The sequence below is a fragment of the Pseudogracilibacillus sp. SO30301A genome (assembly GCF_037072025.1).
GTDB lineage: Bacteria > Bacillota > Bacilli > Bacillales > Amphibacillaceae > Pseudogracilibacillus.
In genome coordinates this window covers 317179-331962 of the sequence record NZ_JAXHDD010000001.1, presented here as the reverse complement: position 1 = coordinate 331962, position 14784 = coordinate 317179, and the positions used below count along the sequence as shown (strand labels likewise).

Below are 14784 nucleotides of genomic sequence, written 5' to 3'. Positions count from 1 at the left end.
AACCTCACTCCTCGTCCGGTTTTGCCGTATCATCCATCGTGTTTAGCATCCTTGGCCGTTTCGAATATTTACTTACTGGTAGACGGAAAAATGTTTTCATCATTTCATTAAATTGTTGCAAGTTAAATTGATTTGGAACAGTTAGATATGGAACGCCGAATGTTTGTATATTCGCTGCATAAAAGACAATAAGAAATAGAGAAATAAAGAAGCCGAACAGTCCGAGAAAAGAAGCACAAATAATGACGAAAAACCGTAAAATCGAAACGATCCCATGTAACGATAAACTAACAAGGGTGTACGTAGCCACAGCGGAGGTAGCAATGAGTACAATCATTAAAGGGCTTGCGATCCCAGCTCGAATTGCCGCATCTCCAATGATCAATCCGCCTACAACACTTAATGTGGAACCAATGGCAACGGGTAGTCTAACACCGGCTTCTCGGAAAAATTCAAATAGCAACACCATAAGTATTGCTTCAAGCGGTGCTGGTATTGGTACCCCTTTTCTTGATTCAATAATTGTTCCTAAAAAAGAAATGGGAATTTGATCTTGGTGGAAGCTACTTAATGCAACCCAAAAACCTGGAAGGAATATTGCGATTATGATACCTACAATGCGGATTAACCGTTCAAAAGAATTAAACAGATAAATATTTTCACTATCTTCAGCGCTCTTTAATAAAAATGATAAATTAACCGGCGCGATGATGGCATATTGCACACCGTCAACAAGAATGATAATTCGTCCAGTCAAAAGACTATGGACAGCAAAATCAGGGCGTCCGCTATAATGGAATAGAGGATAAAATGTTAATATTCGATCAGATAGTAGTTCTTTTAATTGTGTTCCGCTATAAATTCCATCTATATCGATTCGTTGTATTTTCTTATCAATTGTCGTCAAAATATCTTGGTTTACAATGTCGTCTATATAAAGGACTGCAACTTGGGTTTGTGTGCGGGAACCGAGTTCATATTTTTTAATGGCAAGAGAATTAGTACGTAGCCGTTTTCGAATCAATGCAATATTTGTGACAATATCTTCAATAAAATCATCTCTTGGTCCTTTGATGGACACTTCAGTACTCGTTTCTTCGGGTTTCCGTTGAGGCCGTTTAGAAACATCAACTGAAAAAAGAAATTGTTCGTTATGAAAAAATATCATCAGTTTTCCAGTGAAAACATCTGCAATGAGTTTTTCTTTCTTTTTCACTCGAGCTATCCCTGGTAAATAGAGTGAATGATTAATTTCATCTAAAGTTATTTTTTTATGTTGTCTATTTTTAAAAAAATACACAATCCGTTCATAGACAACATTATTGATGACATTTTCATCAACCATGCCTTCACAAGTTACAAATGTCACTACATTATCTTCAAAAGAAAATGTTTGCAATGTCACGTCCGGATTGCTTGAAAAAAGACTGCGAATTGTTTGTTCTGTGAATGTATCTATTTTTTCAGATATCGAAATTTGCGGTTTATTTTCTTTAGACATTTTTTTCATCTCCTTGTTTTTTGCGATAAAGGTATGCAATAATACCTAAAATGAAAGAAAATACGAGAAAGAACCAAAATGTGAAAGGTAATAATAAATCGATTAGCACATCGAAAAATTTTCTTTCATCGATTGGATACATGACAATTGCTCCTAAAATAAACGATGAAACTAAGACGATCCATACATTGGTTGTTTTGTTTTTTTTATTAAGAAGGGTTCTAATTGCAAATAAGAGCAGTGTAATTCGGATGAATGCGCCAGATAGCCATTGGTATATGGACAAGTAATCTACATGTTCAATATACGTACCTACCCTCGCCAGTCCCCATTCTTCATAAGCAGGATAGCGTTGCATTGCAGCTTGTTTTGGTCCAAATTCAACGATTGCCCCAATTAACGGGCCTAAAGTCAACCACGTTAGGATAACGACAAGGACCAAATAATGTCGATATCGAAATTTTGATTTAAATTGATGTTGTAAGAAAAGCAGGATAATTAATTCAATCATGCCAGTTCCTTGGTAAATCATTGCTTTTAGAACTGGCATATACCCATGCTCCAAAATTGGTAATAATAAGGAATGATCCTTATGCTCGATGTTAGAAATAGAAACAAAATGACCAAAGACAACGACAAGTACTAAAAAGAAAAAGTTGGTAATCGTAATTGTTTGTATATTAGTCAGGGCAGCCAACATGCAAGGGACAATAAAAGCAATCGTTAAAACAAGGGGAGGGGTTTCATTTAAATAAGATACGTTCGTCCATAAAACAGTTTCTTTTAATGTTGCTGCAGCCACGATAAGTAAATAAATACTAATTATGTAAAGCAATAGGTTAGTGAAGAGTTTGCCAACGCTATCTTCAAGCCATATTTGAATATGTTTGCCCTTCATCGCTTTGTAAATGTAAATAAGTAATATCCCCCAAATAAGGAAGAGGAAGGACATGACAATGACAGCGATCCAAGCGTCTCGACCTCCTTCTTTCAGTAAAGGAGGGATTACGATCACATGGTTTTTTAATCCGATAGCCATCATCAGTAATAATATAATTTGTAATATAGAAACCGTCTCATTATTTTTCATATCCACCAAAATCCATTTGTTAGTTCTAACGCTTAGTATGGATATTGTTGGTAGTAGTTATACGAAACTTTTAGATTAGTTTTTATAGATTTTATGATAAACTGCGGTCTTTCCGTATAAACCGTGATTTTTTTCGGATAAATAGCAGTCTTTGCGGATCATTGCGTTCTTCAAGGTGAAGTGTATCTTTATTGTAAATACGGTTCGACAAGGGTAATTGCTTCTTCTAACCTTTTGGCATTATCCTGATATAATTTTTTTGACTGTTCATTTTCTGTTTCTAACGCATATAATTCTAAGTCTGCTTGTGTTTTTTTGAGAGTCGCTAAAAGAAGCGGCTTTTCAGTCGGATTCGGTACAGCAAGTTTGTCATCATATAAATCAACGGTTAATTGACTGTCACTATCTGCTTGAGCTAAAAAAACATTTTCTATTGTCACATTCAATTTTGCCAGTTCAGTTTCTAGCCAAGCCGGGTTCAAATTTAAATTTGCCAGAGGTTCCAATAACATTTTTCCGTCCATTATGACGGTTTGTGGTTCTTTTTTAGGAGCAAGCTTTATGTTTAAGGATTTTGCAGTTAATGGTTGCTTTTCCGTTTTTGGTAATACACTAAACTTTCCAGTTGGTTCCAGTAAAGCAAATTCAACATCGGCAACATGAAAAATATCTTTCTCTCTTAAATGCACTAATAAATCATCCGTTGAGAAAAATTCCTTTTTTAAATTTTCTTCCATTATTTTACCGTCTTGTATGATAACGGTACTTTTCCCTTGAACAAAATCTCTAATTCTTTTACTTTTTAGAGCCAAGTAATCAATACTAAATGGGATGATAAACCATACGAGTATTGCGATAAGTCCATGTAAAACAGGCACATCTCTATGAACAGTAATAATAGCGCCGATCCCACCCAAAACAAAGCCATTAATGTAATCAAAAATACTTAATTGGGAAATATGTTTTTTGCCAAGAAATTTCGTTAATAAAAATAAAGTGAAAACGAGAAATATGGATCGAAAAAAAATATTTAACCAATCAGGCATCGCAGTCTCTCCTTTACTTATACTGAGCTTCTTCGCGTGCTAAAAATTGCACTTGTTTTTTTAGGTCTTCTCTAACTTGAGAGAGAAGATATTGTGCATCATAAAAAGCTTTTTTTGCTTCTTCATTATTCGTTTTAATTGCTAATTGCTCTAGACCTGCTTCAGCACTTTTTACGGAAAAATAACTTCCTTTTACATTTGATCCAACTGTCATCTCCTAAATGTCACATCCTATCCTTTTGGTTTAAAGATTAGTGAAGCAATGACACCAAAAATAATTGCAGATGAAATACCAGCACTTGTTACTTCGAAAATCCCGGTAATCACGCCGATTAGACCGTGTTTTTCCGCTTCGGCCATTGCACCGTGTACGAGTGAATTTCCAAAGCTTGTAATCGGAACTGTTGCTCCTGCGCCGGCAAAATTAATTAATGGTTCATATAATCCCAACCCGTCGAGGATAGCGCCTAATACTACGAGTGTTGTAAGCGTATGTGCAGGGGTTAATTTAAATACGTCAAACATAATTTGCCCGATAACACATATTAGTCCGCCAACGACAAATGCCCAGAAAAAAATCATGACCCATCACCTCGAGATTCAATTGATACAGCATGAGCAATACAAGGTATTGAATTATTTTGTTGCACACTCATCGGAGAGTGTAGGGCACCGGTTGCAACCAATAAAATGCGGTTCAATTTTCCTTCTTTCATACGATTTAGAAAATGGCCATATGTTGCGATTGCCGAACAAGCTGTTCCACTACCACCAGCGTTGACTGGTTGGTTTTCCTTATAGACCGTTAAACCACTGTCAACATATTTTTTTGCATCAAGTTCAATTCCTTTTTCTTTAAGTAAATCATATGAAGCTTCTCGTCCGACTTTTCCAAGATCACCGGTAATGATAAGATCATAATAATCGGCATCTATATTTCTATCTGTTAAGTGGCGAACAATCGTGTCCACTGCAGCGGGTGCCATTGCTCCTCCCATATTAAAAGGGTCAGTCATTCCCATATCGACAACTTTTCCAATCGTTGCAGTAGTGATGACAGGTCCGTCTCCAGATGGAGCAACGAGTGCACAACCAGCTCCAGTCACTGTCCACTGGGCGGTCGGTGGTTTTTGACCACCATATTCTGTTGGATAACGGAACTGTCTTTCTGCGGACGCATTATGACTAGCTGTCCCACTTAAAATATAATTCGCTCCACCAGCATTAATAATTAAGGCAGCGAGTGCTAAACTCTCCGCAGAGGTTGCACATGCACTAAAAATTCCTAAATAAGGTGCATCAACTGACTTTGCAGCAAAAGTAGAAGGTGTAATTTGGTTAATGAGATCACCACTAATAAAATAATCTACTTGTCCTTTTTGGATATTAGCTTTTTTAACAGCAATTTGACTGGCTTCTTCCATCAAGATTTGTTGGGCTTTTTCAAATGAATCTTGTTTTAACCACATATCTTCATGTAATATGTCGAAATCGTGAGCAATTTTTCCTTGTGCTTCAAATGGTCCGCCGACAACACCAGTGGAAAGAATAACTGGCTGGTTATTAAATTGCCAACTGCTATGACCCATTAACATTTCATTACACCCCCACATTAATTTTTAAATTAACTTTAATATTATTGTCTTTATAAGCGCAATAACAAAAGCTGAAAAAACCCCATATACAATAACTGGTCCAGCAAGTTTAAACATATTCCCACCAACACCAAGAATATAACCTTCTGTGCGATGCTCGATGGCCGAAGATATAACTGCGTTAGCAAAACCGGTAACAGGAACAGCTGTACCTGCACCGGCAAACTGACCGAGATGATCATATATCCCTAAACCAGTTAAAAACATCGTAATTATGATGAGAGTAGCAACAGTAGGGTTTCCAGCAGTTTGTTCTGTAAACTCAAAATAATAAATATAAAAAGTTGTTATCAGTTGCCCAATCAAACAAATTAATCCTCCTACTAAAAAAGCTTTTATGCAGTTTTTAAAGACTGGTCGCTTTATTTCGCGATTCTTCTGTAATGTTTGATATTGTTGTGCTTCAGGAGGCAGCTGCTTCTTTTTTTGATCTGCCATTTAGTTCCTCACTCTTTCTTACGTTTGTTCTTTCGATAAACTTTTTAATTCTGCTATTTTCTTTTTTAGTTGGTCACTAGAAATTTTATTATTCATAATGTCTGATTCTATTTTTTCTAATTCGATTAATATTTTTTGATCTGTTGACAAGGTCACTTTTAAATCAGAATATTGATCTCGGACTTGTTTTTCTATTTTCTTTTCAATATCATCTAGATTAAAACGTTCGTGATGATCGACATCAATAGCAATAAGTATGTCATCTTTATGGTTCACTGCTCGCACTGCGGATACCTCATCGTATTTTTCACTTATTAACTCTTTTGCTCGGTTTGATGGATTTTGATCTATATTGTCATTTGATTTCAGTTTGACTAGCTCAAGATCACGGTTACCTGTTGGTTCAAGGATTTGATCTGGATTGGCATTATTATTAGAACATGCGGTTAAAACAAACACACCTACAAATAGGAGAAAAAATTTCTTGAGGTACAATTTTTTCACCTCACTTTTATCATAAAATTTTTTATTGGCGATATTGCGGTTCTTCTTGCTCAATTTCTTGTAAACGAGGTTCTACAGATTGAAGTACTTGCATTGTTTGCCGAGCAGCATTTTGATACATCTGTTTTGCCTGTTTATTTTCTGTTTGAAGAGCAAATTGTTCAAAGCTTGCTTGTACACTTTTTAATCCAGCAATTGCTTGCCTAACTTGGGTAGCAACTGTCATGATTATTCCTCCTCTAAAAAACAAGTTAGTAAGTATATAATGGGAAAAATAAGATGATTTATGCATTGTGGTTTAATCCTCTTTTTTCCAAGGGTACTTATAAGGCTATTGACTTTATTAATAAAATAAACTATTTTAAACATATGAATTCGAATAAGCGAAGGGGAGTTTCGTATGAAAACCTTTAAATTAAAAGGCTTAAAAATTATGGCTAATGAAGAGGATGGCGTTGAACGAAAAACGATTCCGCTTCGTGATGGATTAGTAATTAATCGAGAAGATAAATATGGCTGGTTAATTGAGGCATATATAGATAATCAATTTTTATCTTATTTTAATCAGATAAAAAATGCAGAAGAGCTAATGATCCAAGTGAAAATTACTAGAGAAGAAAATGATCCTGCTTTTTTTATTACAAAAATTATTGGTATTAATGAAATAAACGAAGAAAGAATCAATGTGCTTTTTCAAGGTGAAGTCGTTGACCATCGTAAGAGTCGAATTGAAGAAATGCTACAAATGATCATTGAAGAAGGATATCAAGGGGAGTCACTCTTGAAGAAATTTAAGGAGCTAATATAATATTAGCTCTGTTTTCTTTTGTAGCGGGCACGTATTTGTAGGAAAACGAATTATCAATTAATGTGTGTTCAAAAAAGAGGATAAAAAGAACCAAGAAGTTCGAGGCGGCGAAGCTCCCGGCAGCGGAATGTATGCATTTAGATACATGAGTAGCGGAGAAGCAAGCATTCGTGCGAAATTCGCAGTGTCATTTTTACCGGACTTTGAACATCCTCTATTATGTGATTTTGGTCATCTGTCCAGCGTTATTCAGTAATTATTCAGCGGAAACACAAGTCTTTCATTCATCGATTTTTCGTAAAAATTGAGCGTTTAGTGCGTTTGTAAAGTATAGTTTAAGACAGTCTGAACTTCAGGGAGGAACAAAAGATGTTAGAGATTATCACTAACGTACACCTTGAGATGTTACTGCGGCTATTAATTTCGGCAATTCTCGGATTATTAATCGGTCTAGAACGTGAATTAAAAAGAAAATCTTTAGGTTTAAAAACAATTTTAGTTATTTCCATCGTTAGTTGTTTATTAACGATTGTGTCTATTCAGTCAGCATACTTATTACCTGGTTCAGCTTTGGCTGAAATTCGAATGGATCCTTTAAGATTGGCTGCACAAATTGTTACAGGAGTTGGCTTTTTAGGTGCTGGAGTGATTTTAAGAAGAGAAGATGATACAATTTCTGGTCTTACGACAGCTGCAATCGTTTGGGGTGCTGCGGGCATAGGTGTTGCAATTGGAGCAGGATTTTACATCGAAGCAATTGTTGGGGTCGGACTTTTATTAATTAGTGTCGAAATTATTCCATATATTATCTTCAGATTAGGCTTTGAACAACTTAAGTTAAAAGAATTTCAAATCGCAGTTACTTTAAACAGTCGGGAAAATATTGAGGAAGTTGTTGAGCAAATTGAAAGAGAAGTAGTTAGACTAGGTAAGGTTAATATACAAGATAAGCAAGTAAACAACTATGTAGTAGAGGTAGAAGTAAAAGTCTATCAAGATTTAAAACCTACTGAACTTTACCAAAAGTTAGCTAAAATAAAGAATATTGATTTAATCGAATTAAATTCATGACTTAGAGAGGATGTTTTTATATATTAATTTTGTTTAAAAAGTCGAATTGGAATTATCTTTTTGCTATACTGATTTAAAAAATGTTTTGTCGATATATAGGTAGAGGAGTTTCTTAATTATGTTAGGTAAGAATAGTTTTTTTCAGTGGATTAAACGATTAACACCTGCGCAACTTTTATTATGTTTTTATTTTTTTGCAATTATTTTATCAACGATTGTTTTGTCTCTACCAGTAGCTTACCAGGAAGGTGTACACGTTCCTTTTATCGATGTACTTTTTACAGCCGTAAGTGCGCTCAGTGTTACTGGACTTAGCACAATCTCAGTTGGAGATACATTAAGTACAACAGGAGTAATATTTCTGGCAATTATTTTACAGCTGGGTGCTGTTGGCGTCATGTCTGTAAGTACGTTTATATGGTTACTTTTAGGGAAGAAAATTGGGCTTTCTGAGCGAAGGTTAATTATGCAAGACCAAAACCAAACGACATTTGGTGGAATTGTAGAATTAATTAAGCAAATTTTATTGGTCGTTTTGGCAATCGAGTTATTAGGATTTCTTATTTTAGGTACTTATTTTTTGCGTTATTTCCCAACTCCTGCAGAAGCGTATTATAATGGTTTCTTTTCTACGATTAGCGCGATATCTAATGGTGGGTTCAGTTTAACCAATAATTCCTTGGCTCCTTATAAAAATGATTATTTTGTTCAATTTATTATTATGTTATTGATCGTATTTGGAGCAATCGGATTTCCAGTTTTAATAGAGGTGAAACAATATTTATTAACTAGACGAAAAATGAAGCAACGGTTTCGTTTTACTTTGTTTACAAAAGTAACTACGACAACATTTTTTGTACTTATCGTTTTAGGTGCTGCTTTTATTTACTTAATAGATGTAAATCAATTTTTTAAAGATAAAAGCTGGCATGAAAGTATCTTTTTTGCTTTATTTCAATCTGTTACAACGAGAAGTGCGGGATTATCTACGATGGATGTGAGTCTTTTAACAGAATCAAATCATCTTTTTATGTCAGTTTTAATGTTTATCGGAGCTTCTCCTAGCAGTGCCGGCGGAGGAATAAGAACAACCACCTTTGCACTGGTCGTTATTTTTATTATCACGTTTGCTCGGGGTGGGAAGAAGATCAAAGTTTTTAACAGGGAAATTTATGATCAAGATCTGATGAAAGCTGTAACAGTTACAATTCTAGCAATAGCAATTGTCTTTTCAACATTATTAATTATTTCCATTATTGAACCTTTTTCAATAAATGAACTACTATTTGAAGTAACATCTGCTTTTGGTACTGTAGGACTATCACTTGGGATTACTAGTGAGCTAACGACTGTAAGTAAAATATTGTTAATGATCTTAATGTTTCTCGGGAGAATTGGGTTAGTCACATTCTTATTTACATTTAGAAAAGAAAATCAAAATGATTATATTCGTTATCCAAAAGAAAGAATCATTATTGGATAATAGAGAGAAGGTATAATGGAAGTTTCCTTAACATTATTGGATAAGATTTTCACATCTTTATCAGACACAATCATGATGATAAATAAAAAGGGAACTATTTTAAAAGCGAATGAAGCTGCACCTTTTTTTAGAAGCTTTAACTGGATTAAATATTATTTTTGAAATTCCACTGTTGATAAAATTAGGGATCTTGGAGTTTCAATTGCTTGCTGTGGTTACTCCTCATTAAAATATTTAAGTTTATTTCCAATTAAATAAATAAAAAATAGAAAGAATGGTTATGGAAGGATATGGACATAATAAAATAATTGTAACATCAATTATTTATTTATCGCACTCATTAAACGTTTCGGTAACCGCAGAAGGTAGAAACGATGGAACAACTAGTTTTTTTAACTGTGATCAAATTCAGGGATATTATATAAGTGCGTGTTCAAAACTCCTATGTCTTGCTAGACACCACAATGTATGAAAATGGGGGCATAAAGATCACTTCTATCGCGAAGGACGATTACATACAACCTCTCCACGTTTTAGGAGGATGCATGGCGAGTACCTTAGTGAAAACAGGTATGATATGTTAATTTAACTTACGATAGACACAAGTAATCTCGAGGACGGAAACAAGTCCTAACAAATACGAAAGGGACAGTAAAAAAGAATTTGTTTTAAGAAGATTAATTTCCAAAAAAAGTAAAATCTTTTTTGGAGGGGGGCTTATTGCGCCAAAATTAGAGCAGATGTCCATTTTCGTATAAAAAGGAGGATAAAAAGGATCCAGAAGTTCGGGGCGGTGCAGTTTCGAGCAGCGGAATGTAGGTATTTAGATACATGAGTAGCGGAGAAACGAGCATTCGTGCGAAATTCGTAGTGTCATTTTTACTGGACTTTTTGAACATCCTCTATTAGTAAACCTTTATCAGTAGATAAAATTGTAGATAAAATTGTGTCATTTTTGATAGAAGTTTATCGGTAAGTATAATATAATATAATTACTTTCAAATTTAATAAAAAGTTGGTATGATGAATAAAGATTATACCTACATATTAACTGGACAAACTTTGAAAGGATGCGTATAGATATGTGGATTACAACATTAGGAATTATTTGCTTAGTTATTGCCTTTTTAAACATAGGCTATTGTCTTTTTGATCATGAGTAAAACATTATAAAAGATATAATCGTTTTCGGGTGAAGCGGATTAATGTAAATAAATTATAATTTATTTACAAAGTTGTTAGAGGGTTTAGACTTTCTTAGACTAAAGTAAAAAGGTCAAATACTTTTAAAAAGTTTTGACCTTTTTTGGCAGATAGGAAAGTATAAACCTTTCTTACTGCATAAGTGCAACTAAGGTACTCGCCATTAAAGGCTTGCACTCAAGAGCATCAGTGCAATATTACCTCTGTCTTTCGCCATTACGGCTCCAAGGAAGGCCGACTAAGAACAGGCTTTACGCCTAACGTCGGCATACCCCTAGTGATGAGGGCATGTTTTCTTTAACGAATGACAAAGTTTTCTAATTGATTTTTATTACAACTTATTTTTTACCTTGTTTTTTGCCATTCGCTGAATGGATATATGACAAATTCGGATCTTCCAATTATATCAGAGCGATCAATGAAGCCTAATCCATTCCTGCTGTCTTTACTAATTGCTCGATTATCCCCCATAACAAAATAGCTGTCTTCGGGAATTTCGATAGGACCAAAATTACCTGTCAATAATTCATCATATTCATTAACAAATGTAGAATCTTGCTTAACTCCGTCAATAAAAAGGGTGTGATCTCTCATTTCAATCGTCTCATTCGGTAAACCAATTATTCGTTTTACATAATTTTTTTGTGGATGTTGAATGATAATAATATCACCTCGTGCAGGTTCAGAGATTATATAAATAAGCTTATTAAAAACAATCCGTTCGCCATCTTCAAGGGCTGGGTGCATACTTTCTCCTTCGACAATTGACGTAGCAAAGACAAATGTTCGTAAAAGGAATGCCAGTATAACGGCGATGATAATCGCTTTTCCCCATTCTAACCATTCATTTTGTTTTTTTGATTCAGCCACACTGAAGACATCCTTTCTTTTTAAAACAATCCTCTATTATAGTAGCATAGCAGAGATTTTGTTTCGAGTTTAAACTATTGAAAAAGACTTTTTCAAACAAATAGTGAATCTTACTAAATTATTTGCATTTTTTTAAAGATTGATTATACTTTTAGTATACAGTTAACTCTGGGGGGGAATTTATATTGCGAGGGGAGAAAAAATATTGTTATGAGTTGCGAGAAAGTTGCTTTAAAAGAAATAGAAAACATGCGCGATAGATTAGCAGAAACTGCGTATGACAAAGGTTTTACCAATTCAGAGACAGTTGCAATCAGCCAGAGACTTGACAGCATGCTTAACATTTACTGCAACATTAAACAACATCGCAGATAAAATATAGAAATACATACATGACGAGAAATTTTATGAAAGTTGATTCCTAAAGGATCAGCTTTTTTTATATCTATAAAACCAGTCTTAAGACCTATCTAATTTATTTGGATACTCCAAGCCTCTCTGTGTAGCGGTATTCACAAATATTACTGTAAAAATAATTGCTCCCATACTAATCAATTGTATAAAAGAAAACGATTCAGCCCGCATATCAGAAGTGGTTTGCAATTTAGTGAATTTCTCCCGATACGGGAAAAAAGAACCAGTGCAATTGCAATAATAAAAGTATATGCAGTTATTTGGAAACTACGATACTTAACTAATGGAAATTTACTAAAAATACTATATAACGCATATCCAAGCGCAGTGTCTAATCCGATTATGAGTGAAGTGAATTTCAATGTTCCTAAATTAAAAGGGAGTAATCCGACAACAAGTGCAGTCCCAATTAATGTCATGACAAAGCGCTATTAGTTTACACCTTGTAATGGATGTATGAAAAAGATAATAAGAGAGAACGAGAACAAAAGCAGGTGCTTTTATAGAGCAAAGCCACCGATATTGGTATATAATTTTTAAACAAAGATCTTAATTGTTCCCATAATATTGCAGTCAGTAATAATGTAAATAAAGAAAACGATTTATGTTAAGCTTCAACCCTTTCAATCATGTATAATATTCTTTTATTCGTATAAACTAATAGTATTATAGGAGAAAGGGTTTTATACGATGAATGACCTCTTATTTGGATTAGTAAATCTAGCCCAGTTAGAAGTATTAGGATTTAAAAAAGAACATTTTTATTTTATCACTTTAGCCTTAATATTAGCAGTGTTATGTTTCGTTATTAAGCCAATTATAAGCTTTTTTAGTAGGAAACAGTATTTTTTTCTGTTGACGTATGTACTCAGTAGTTTATTATTTTTGGCATTCACTGCCATCTTTGCACAAGATGTTCTATATGTAGCATTCCTCGCAGTCATTTTTATTGGTATGTTTCTAAGCATTTTTATGATCTATCAGTTTTTTAATAGTAACGTGTAAAATTGTTGTCCGATACTCGTTAGGAATAATACGTCCTATGTCTAACTCAAAGACACTATATCTAAAGGAGCCTCGTTCGCTTGTTTCCCTGTCCTTTGAAAGAGTGATATTTTTCATTGAGAAATAGTGTGCAGTACTTGTACATTGCGTTCTTTATCACTCTCGATTTTGATTATCCTTTATAACTTGTATTTCAAAGGAAGACTCGGCTGAATACAAACAAAATCCGCATGTTTTTATGCGGATTATTGAAGTAACTTAAAGAGGATGTTTAAAAAATGACACTGCGAATTTCGCATGAATGCTTGTTTCTCCGCTACTCACGTATCTAAATCTAAATGCATACATTTCGCTGCTCGAAACTGCGCCGCCTCGAACTTCTTGATCCTTTTTATCCTCCTTTTTGAACACGCATTTAAAGTAATTTAAAACTTCTTCGTAGGTGGCCACTCCATTTTTCCAAGTGATGAAGGTGTATAATAAGAGGAGAATTTCTTTCGCTTCACGTTTTTAGGCGGTTGCCAGTTTATATATTGATAAATTACTTTTTTTGCATAAGATAAAGACATTTTTGTGCGTGGATTACGAAAGTCATTATCTAATGAACCGAGATGGGTTAAATTCTTGAAGTCTTCTTTTGTTGGAGGTACATGAAAGTAATAGTTGGCAACTTTCACAAGCAGTGTTGAATGTTGATTACTATACTTCGGATTGTTGGAAAAGTGAAGACCAAGTTTTTCAGCCTTTTTCTCTTTTAATAATTGTTCTATCGCCTGTTTTTTAATCATATACAGATGCTGGGGTTCGGGTGCAGCTTTTGCATGGCGATTTATTGTATAAATTGCTTTTGCAATTTCCGTAATATTATGTTTTTCTTTCAACCTTAATCCCTCATTTCTATTTAATATTTATCGAAGACATTTAGATGACGTAAAATAAAACTGTAAAAAAATGACAGATAGATCCGGCAAGAACAAATAAATGCCAAATGACATGATGATAAGGAACTCGTTTCCAAACGTAAAATACGGCACCAACTGTGTAAACGATCCCTCCAGCTACAAGAAGCATAAGTCCGTTCTCATGAATTCCTTCTACTAGTGGATTCCAAACAGTCGTGATTAGCCATCCCATTAAAATATAAGCTAACGTTGATAAGATAACGAATTTTTTCACAAAGAACACTTTTAATACTATCCCGGTAAGAGCTATCCCCCATATAATCCCAAATAAAATCCATCCGACTTTTCCGCTGAGTACTACTAATAAAAATGGTGTGTATGTTCCAGCAATAAAAACATAAATGGATGCATGATCAATAATTAGAAAAATATCCTTCCATTTTCCAATAGGGAGACTATGCACTAATGTTGAGGATGTATACATAACTAACATCGATGCTCCAAAAATAGTTACAGATACAATAAGGGCAGGATCTCCATTAAACGAAGCGAAAATAATTAATAAAACTAAGGCAGCTATACTTAACACTGCACCGATTCCATGGGTTATTGCATGTGCAATCTCTTCTTTCTTTGTAAAAAGATGCGTATCCATATAAAACCTTCTTTCTGATAAAAGCATATATATGTATTGTACAGAAAAAATAGTCAGATGAAAAGAATTTCATTATTCTTTCCAATAGAGCTCATACATCATGTTACTTCTTCAATTTATATGGTAAAATATAATAGAA

17 protein-coding genes are annotated in these 14784 nt (G+C 34.2%); 5 read left to right on the top strand and 12 right to left on the bottom strand.

What is annotated here, in order from left to right; translation table 11 throughout:
• Window positions 1-4: 4 nt before the first annotated feature.
• The 9 genes from SPD89_RS01635 to SPD89_RS01595 form a co-directional block, all read right to left on the bottom strand.
• Window positions 5-1501 carry a spore germination protein gene (locus SPD89_RS01635; RefSeq protein ID WP_336260201.1) on the bottom strand — a complete coding sequence of 499 codons (1497 nt, stop codon included), beginning with the start codon at window positions 1499-1501 and terminating at the stop codon, window positions 5-7.
• On the bottom strand, window positions 1494-2591 hold the full coding sequence (locus SPD89_RS01630) for a GerAB/ArcD/ProY family transporter (protein WP_336260200.1): 1098 nt from the start codon (window positions 2589-2591) through the stop codon (window positions 1494-1496). Before SPD89_RS01630 ends, SPD89_RS01635 begins: the two co-directional genes overlap by 8 nt.
• Window positions 2592-2779: 188 nt before the next feature.
• Entirely contained in the window at window positions 2780-3637 is an 858-nt protein-coding gene (locus tag SPD89_RS01625; RefSeq protein WP_336260199.1) for a DUF421 domain-containing protein, read from the bottom strand.
• Between the two features lie 13 nt (window positions 3638-3650).
• Entirely contained in the window at window positions 3651-3851 is a 201-nt protein-coding gene (locus tag SPD89_RS01620) for a DUF1657 domain-containing protein (RefSeq protein WP_336260198.1), read from the bottom strand.
• Window positions 3852-3868: 17 nt separating this feature from the next.
• A complete protein-coding gene (gene spoVAE, locus SPD89_RS01615; protein ID WP_336260197.1) occupies window positions 3869-4219 on the bottom strand; it encodes a stage V sporulation protein AE in 351 nt (116 codons plus the stop codon).
• Window positions 4216-5232 (bottom strand): stage V sporulation protein AD, encoded by a 1017-nt coding sequence (gene spoVAD / locus SPD89_RS01610; protein WP_336260196.1) that lies wholly within the window; start codon window positions 5230-5232, stop codon window positions 4216-4218. Before spoVAD ends, spoVAE begins: the two co-directional genes overlap by 4 nt.
• Window positions 5233-5256: 24 nt before the next feature.
• Entirely contained in the window at window positions 5257-5730 is a 474-nt protein-coding gene (gene spoVAC, locus SPD89_RS01605) for a stage V sporulation protein AC (RefSeq protein WP_336260195.1), read from the bottom strand.
• A gap of 18 nt (window positions 5731-5748) precedes the next feature.
• Window positions 5749-6225, bottom strand: a complete 477-nt coding sequence (locus SPD89_RS01600) for a YhcN/YlaJ family sporulation lipoprotein (RefSeq protein WP_336260194.1) — start codon at window positions 6223-6225, stop codon at window positions 5749-5751.
• Window positions 6226-6256: 31 nt separating this feature from the next.
• Window positions 6257-6460 carry a DUF1657 domain-containing protein gene (locus tag SPD89_RS01595; RefSeq protein ID WP_336260193.1) on the bottom strand — a complete coding sequence of 68 codons (204 nt, stop codon included), beginning with the start codon at window positions 6458-6460 and terminating at the stop codon, window positions 6257-6259.
• A 174-nt stretch (window positions 6461-6634) separates the two neighbouring features.
• Between SPD89_RS01595 and SPD89_RS01590 the strand changes: the two genes are divergently transcribed.
• The 3 genes from SPD89_RS01590 to SPD89_RS01580 all read left to right on the top strand — a co-directional run bounded on the left by SPD89_RS01590 (window position 6635) and on the right by SPD89_RS01580 (window position 9596).
• Complete coding sequence (locus SPD89_RS01590) at window positions 6635-7042, top strand: YwpF family protein (RefSeq protein ID WP_336260192.1); 408 nt, start codon at window positions 6635-6637, stop codon at window positions 7040-7042.
• A 369-nt stretch (window positions 7043-7411) separates the two neighbouring features.
• On the top strand, window positions 7412-8113 hold the full coding sequence (locus SPD89_RS01585) for an MgtC/SapB family protein (protein ID WP_336260191.1): 702 nt from the start codon (window positions 7412-7414) through the stop codon (window positions 8111-8113).
• Between the two features lie 118 nt (window positions 8114-8231).
• A complete protein-coding gene (locus SPD89_RS01580; RefSeq protein ID WP_336260190.1) occupies window positions 8232-9596 on the top strand; it encodes a TrkH family potassium uptake protein in 1365 nt (454 codons plus the stop codon).
• Window positions 9597-11144: 1548 nt separating this feature from the next.
• Here the strand turns inward: SPD89_RS01580 and lepB are convergent.
• A complete protein-coding gene (lepB, locus tag SPD89_RS01575) occupies window positions 11145-11669 on the bottom strand; it encodes a signal peptidase I (protein WP_336260189.1) in 525 nt (174 codons plus the stop codon).
• A gap of 210 nt (window positions 11670-11879) precedes the next feature.
• Between lepB and SPD89_RS01570 the strand changes: the two genes are divergently transcribed.
• Complete coding sequence (locus tag SPD89_RS01570; RefSeq protein WP_336260188.1) at window positions 11880-12044, top strand: aspartyl-phosphate phosphatase Spo0E family protein; 165 nt, start codon at window positions 11880-11882, stop codon at window positions 12042-12044.
• 729 nt (window positions 12045-12773) lie between these two features.
• Window positions 12774-13088 (top strand): hypothetical protein, encoded by a 315-nt coding sequence (locus SPD89_RS01565; RefSeq protein WP_336260187.1) that lies wholly within the window; start codon window positions 12774-12776, stop codon window positions 13086-13088.
• 425 nt (window positions 13089-13513) lie between these two features.
• On the opposite strand, the gene SPD89_RS01560 is transcribed toward SPD89_RS01565, so the two are convergent.
• A complete protein-coding gene (locus tag SPD89_RS01560; protein ID WP_336260186.1) occupies window positions 13514-13969 on the bottom strand; it encodes a YkyB family protein in 456 nt (151 codons plus the stop codon).
• 40 nt (window positions 13970-14009) lie between these two features.
• On the bottom strand, window positions 14010-14645 hold the full coding sequence (trhA, locus tag SPD89_RS01555; protein ID WP_336260185.1) for a PAQR family membrane homeostasis protein TrhA: 636 nt from the start codon (window positions 14643-14645) through the stop codon (window positions 14010-14012).
• Window positions 14646-14784: the final 139 nt, after the last annotated feature.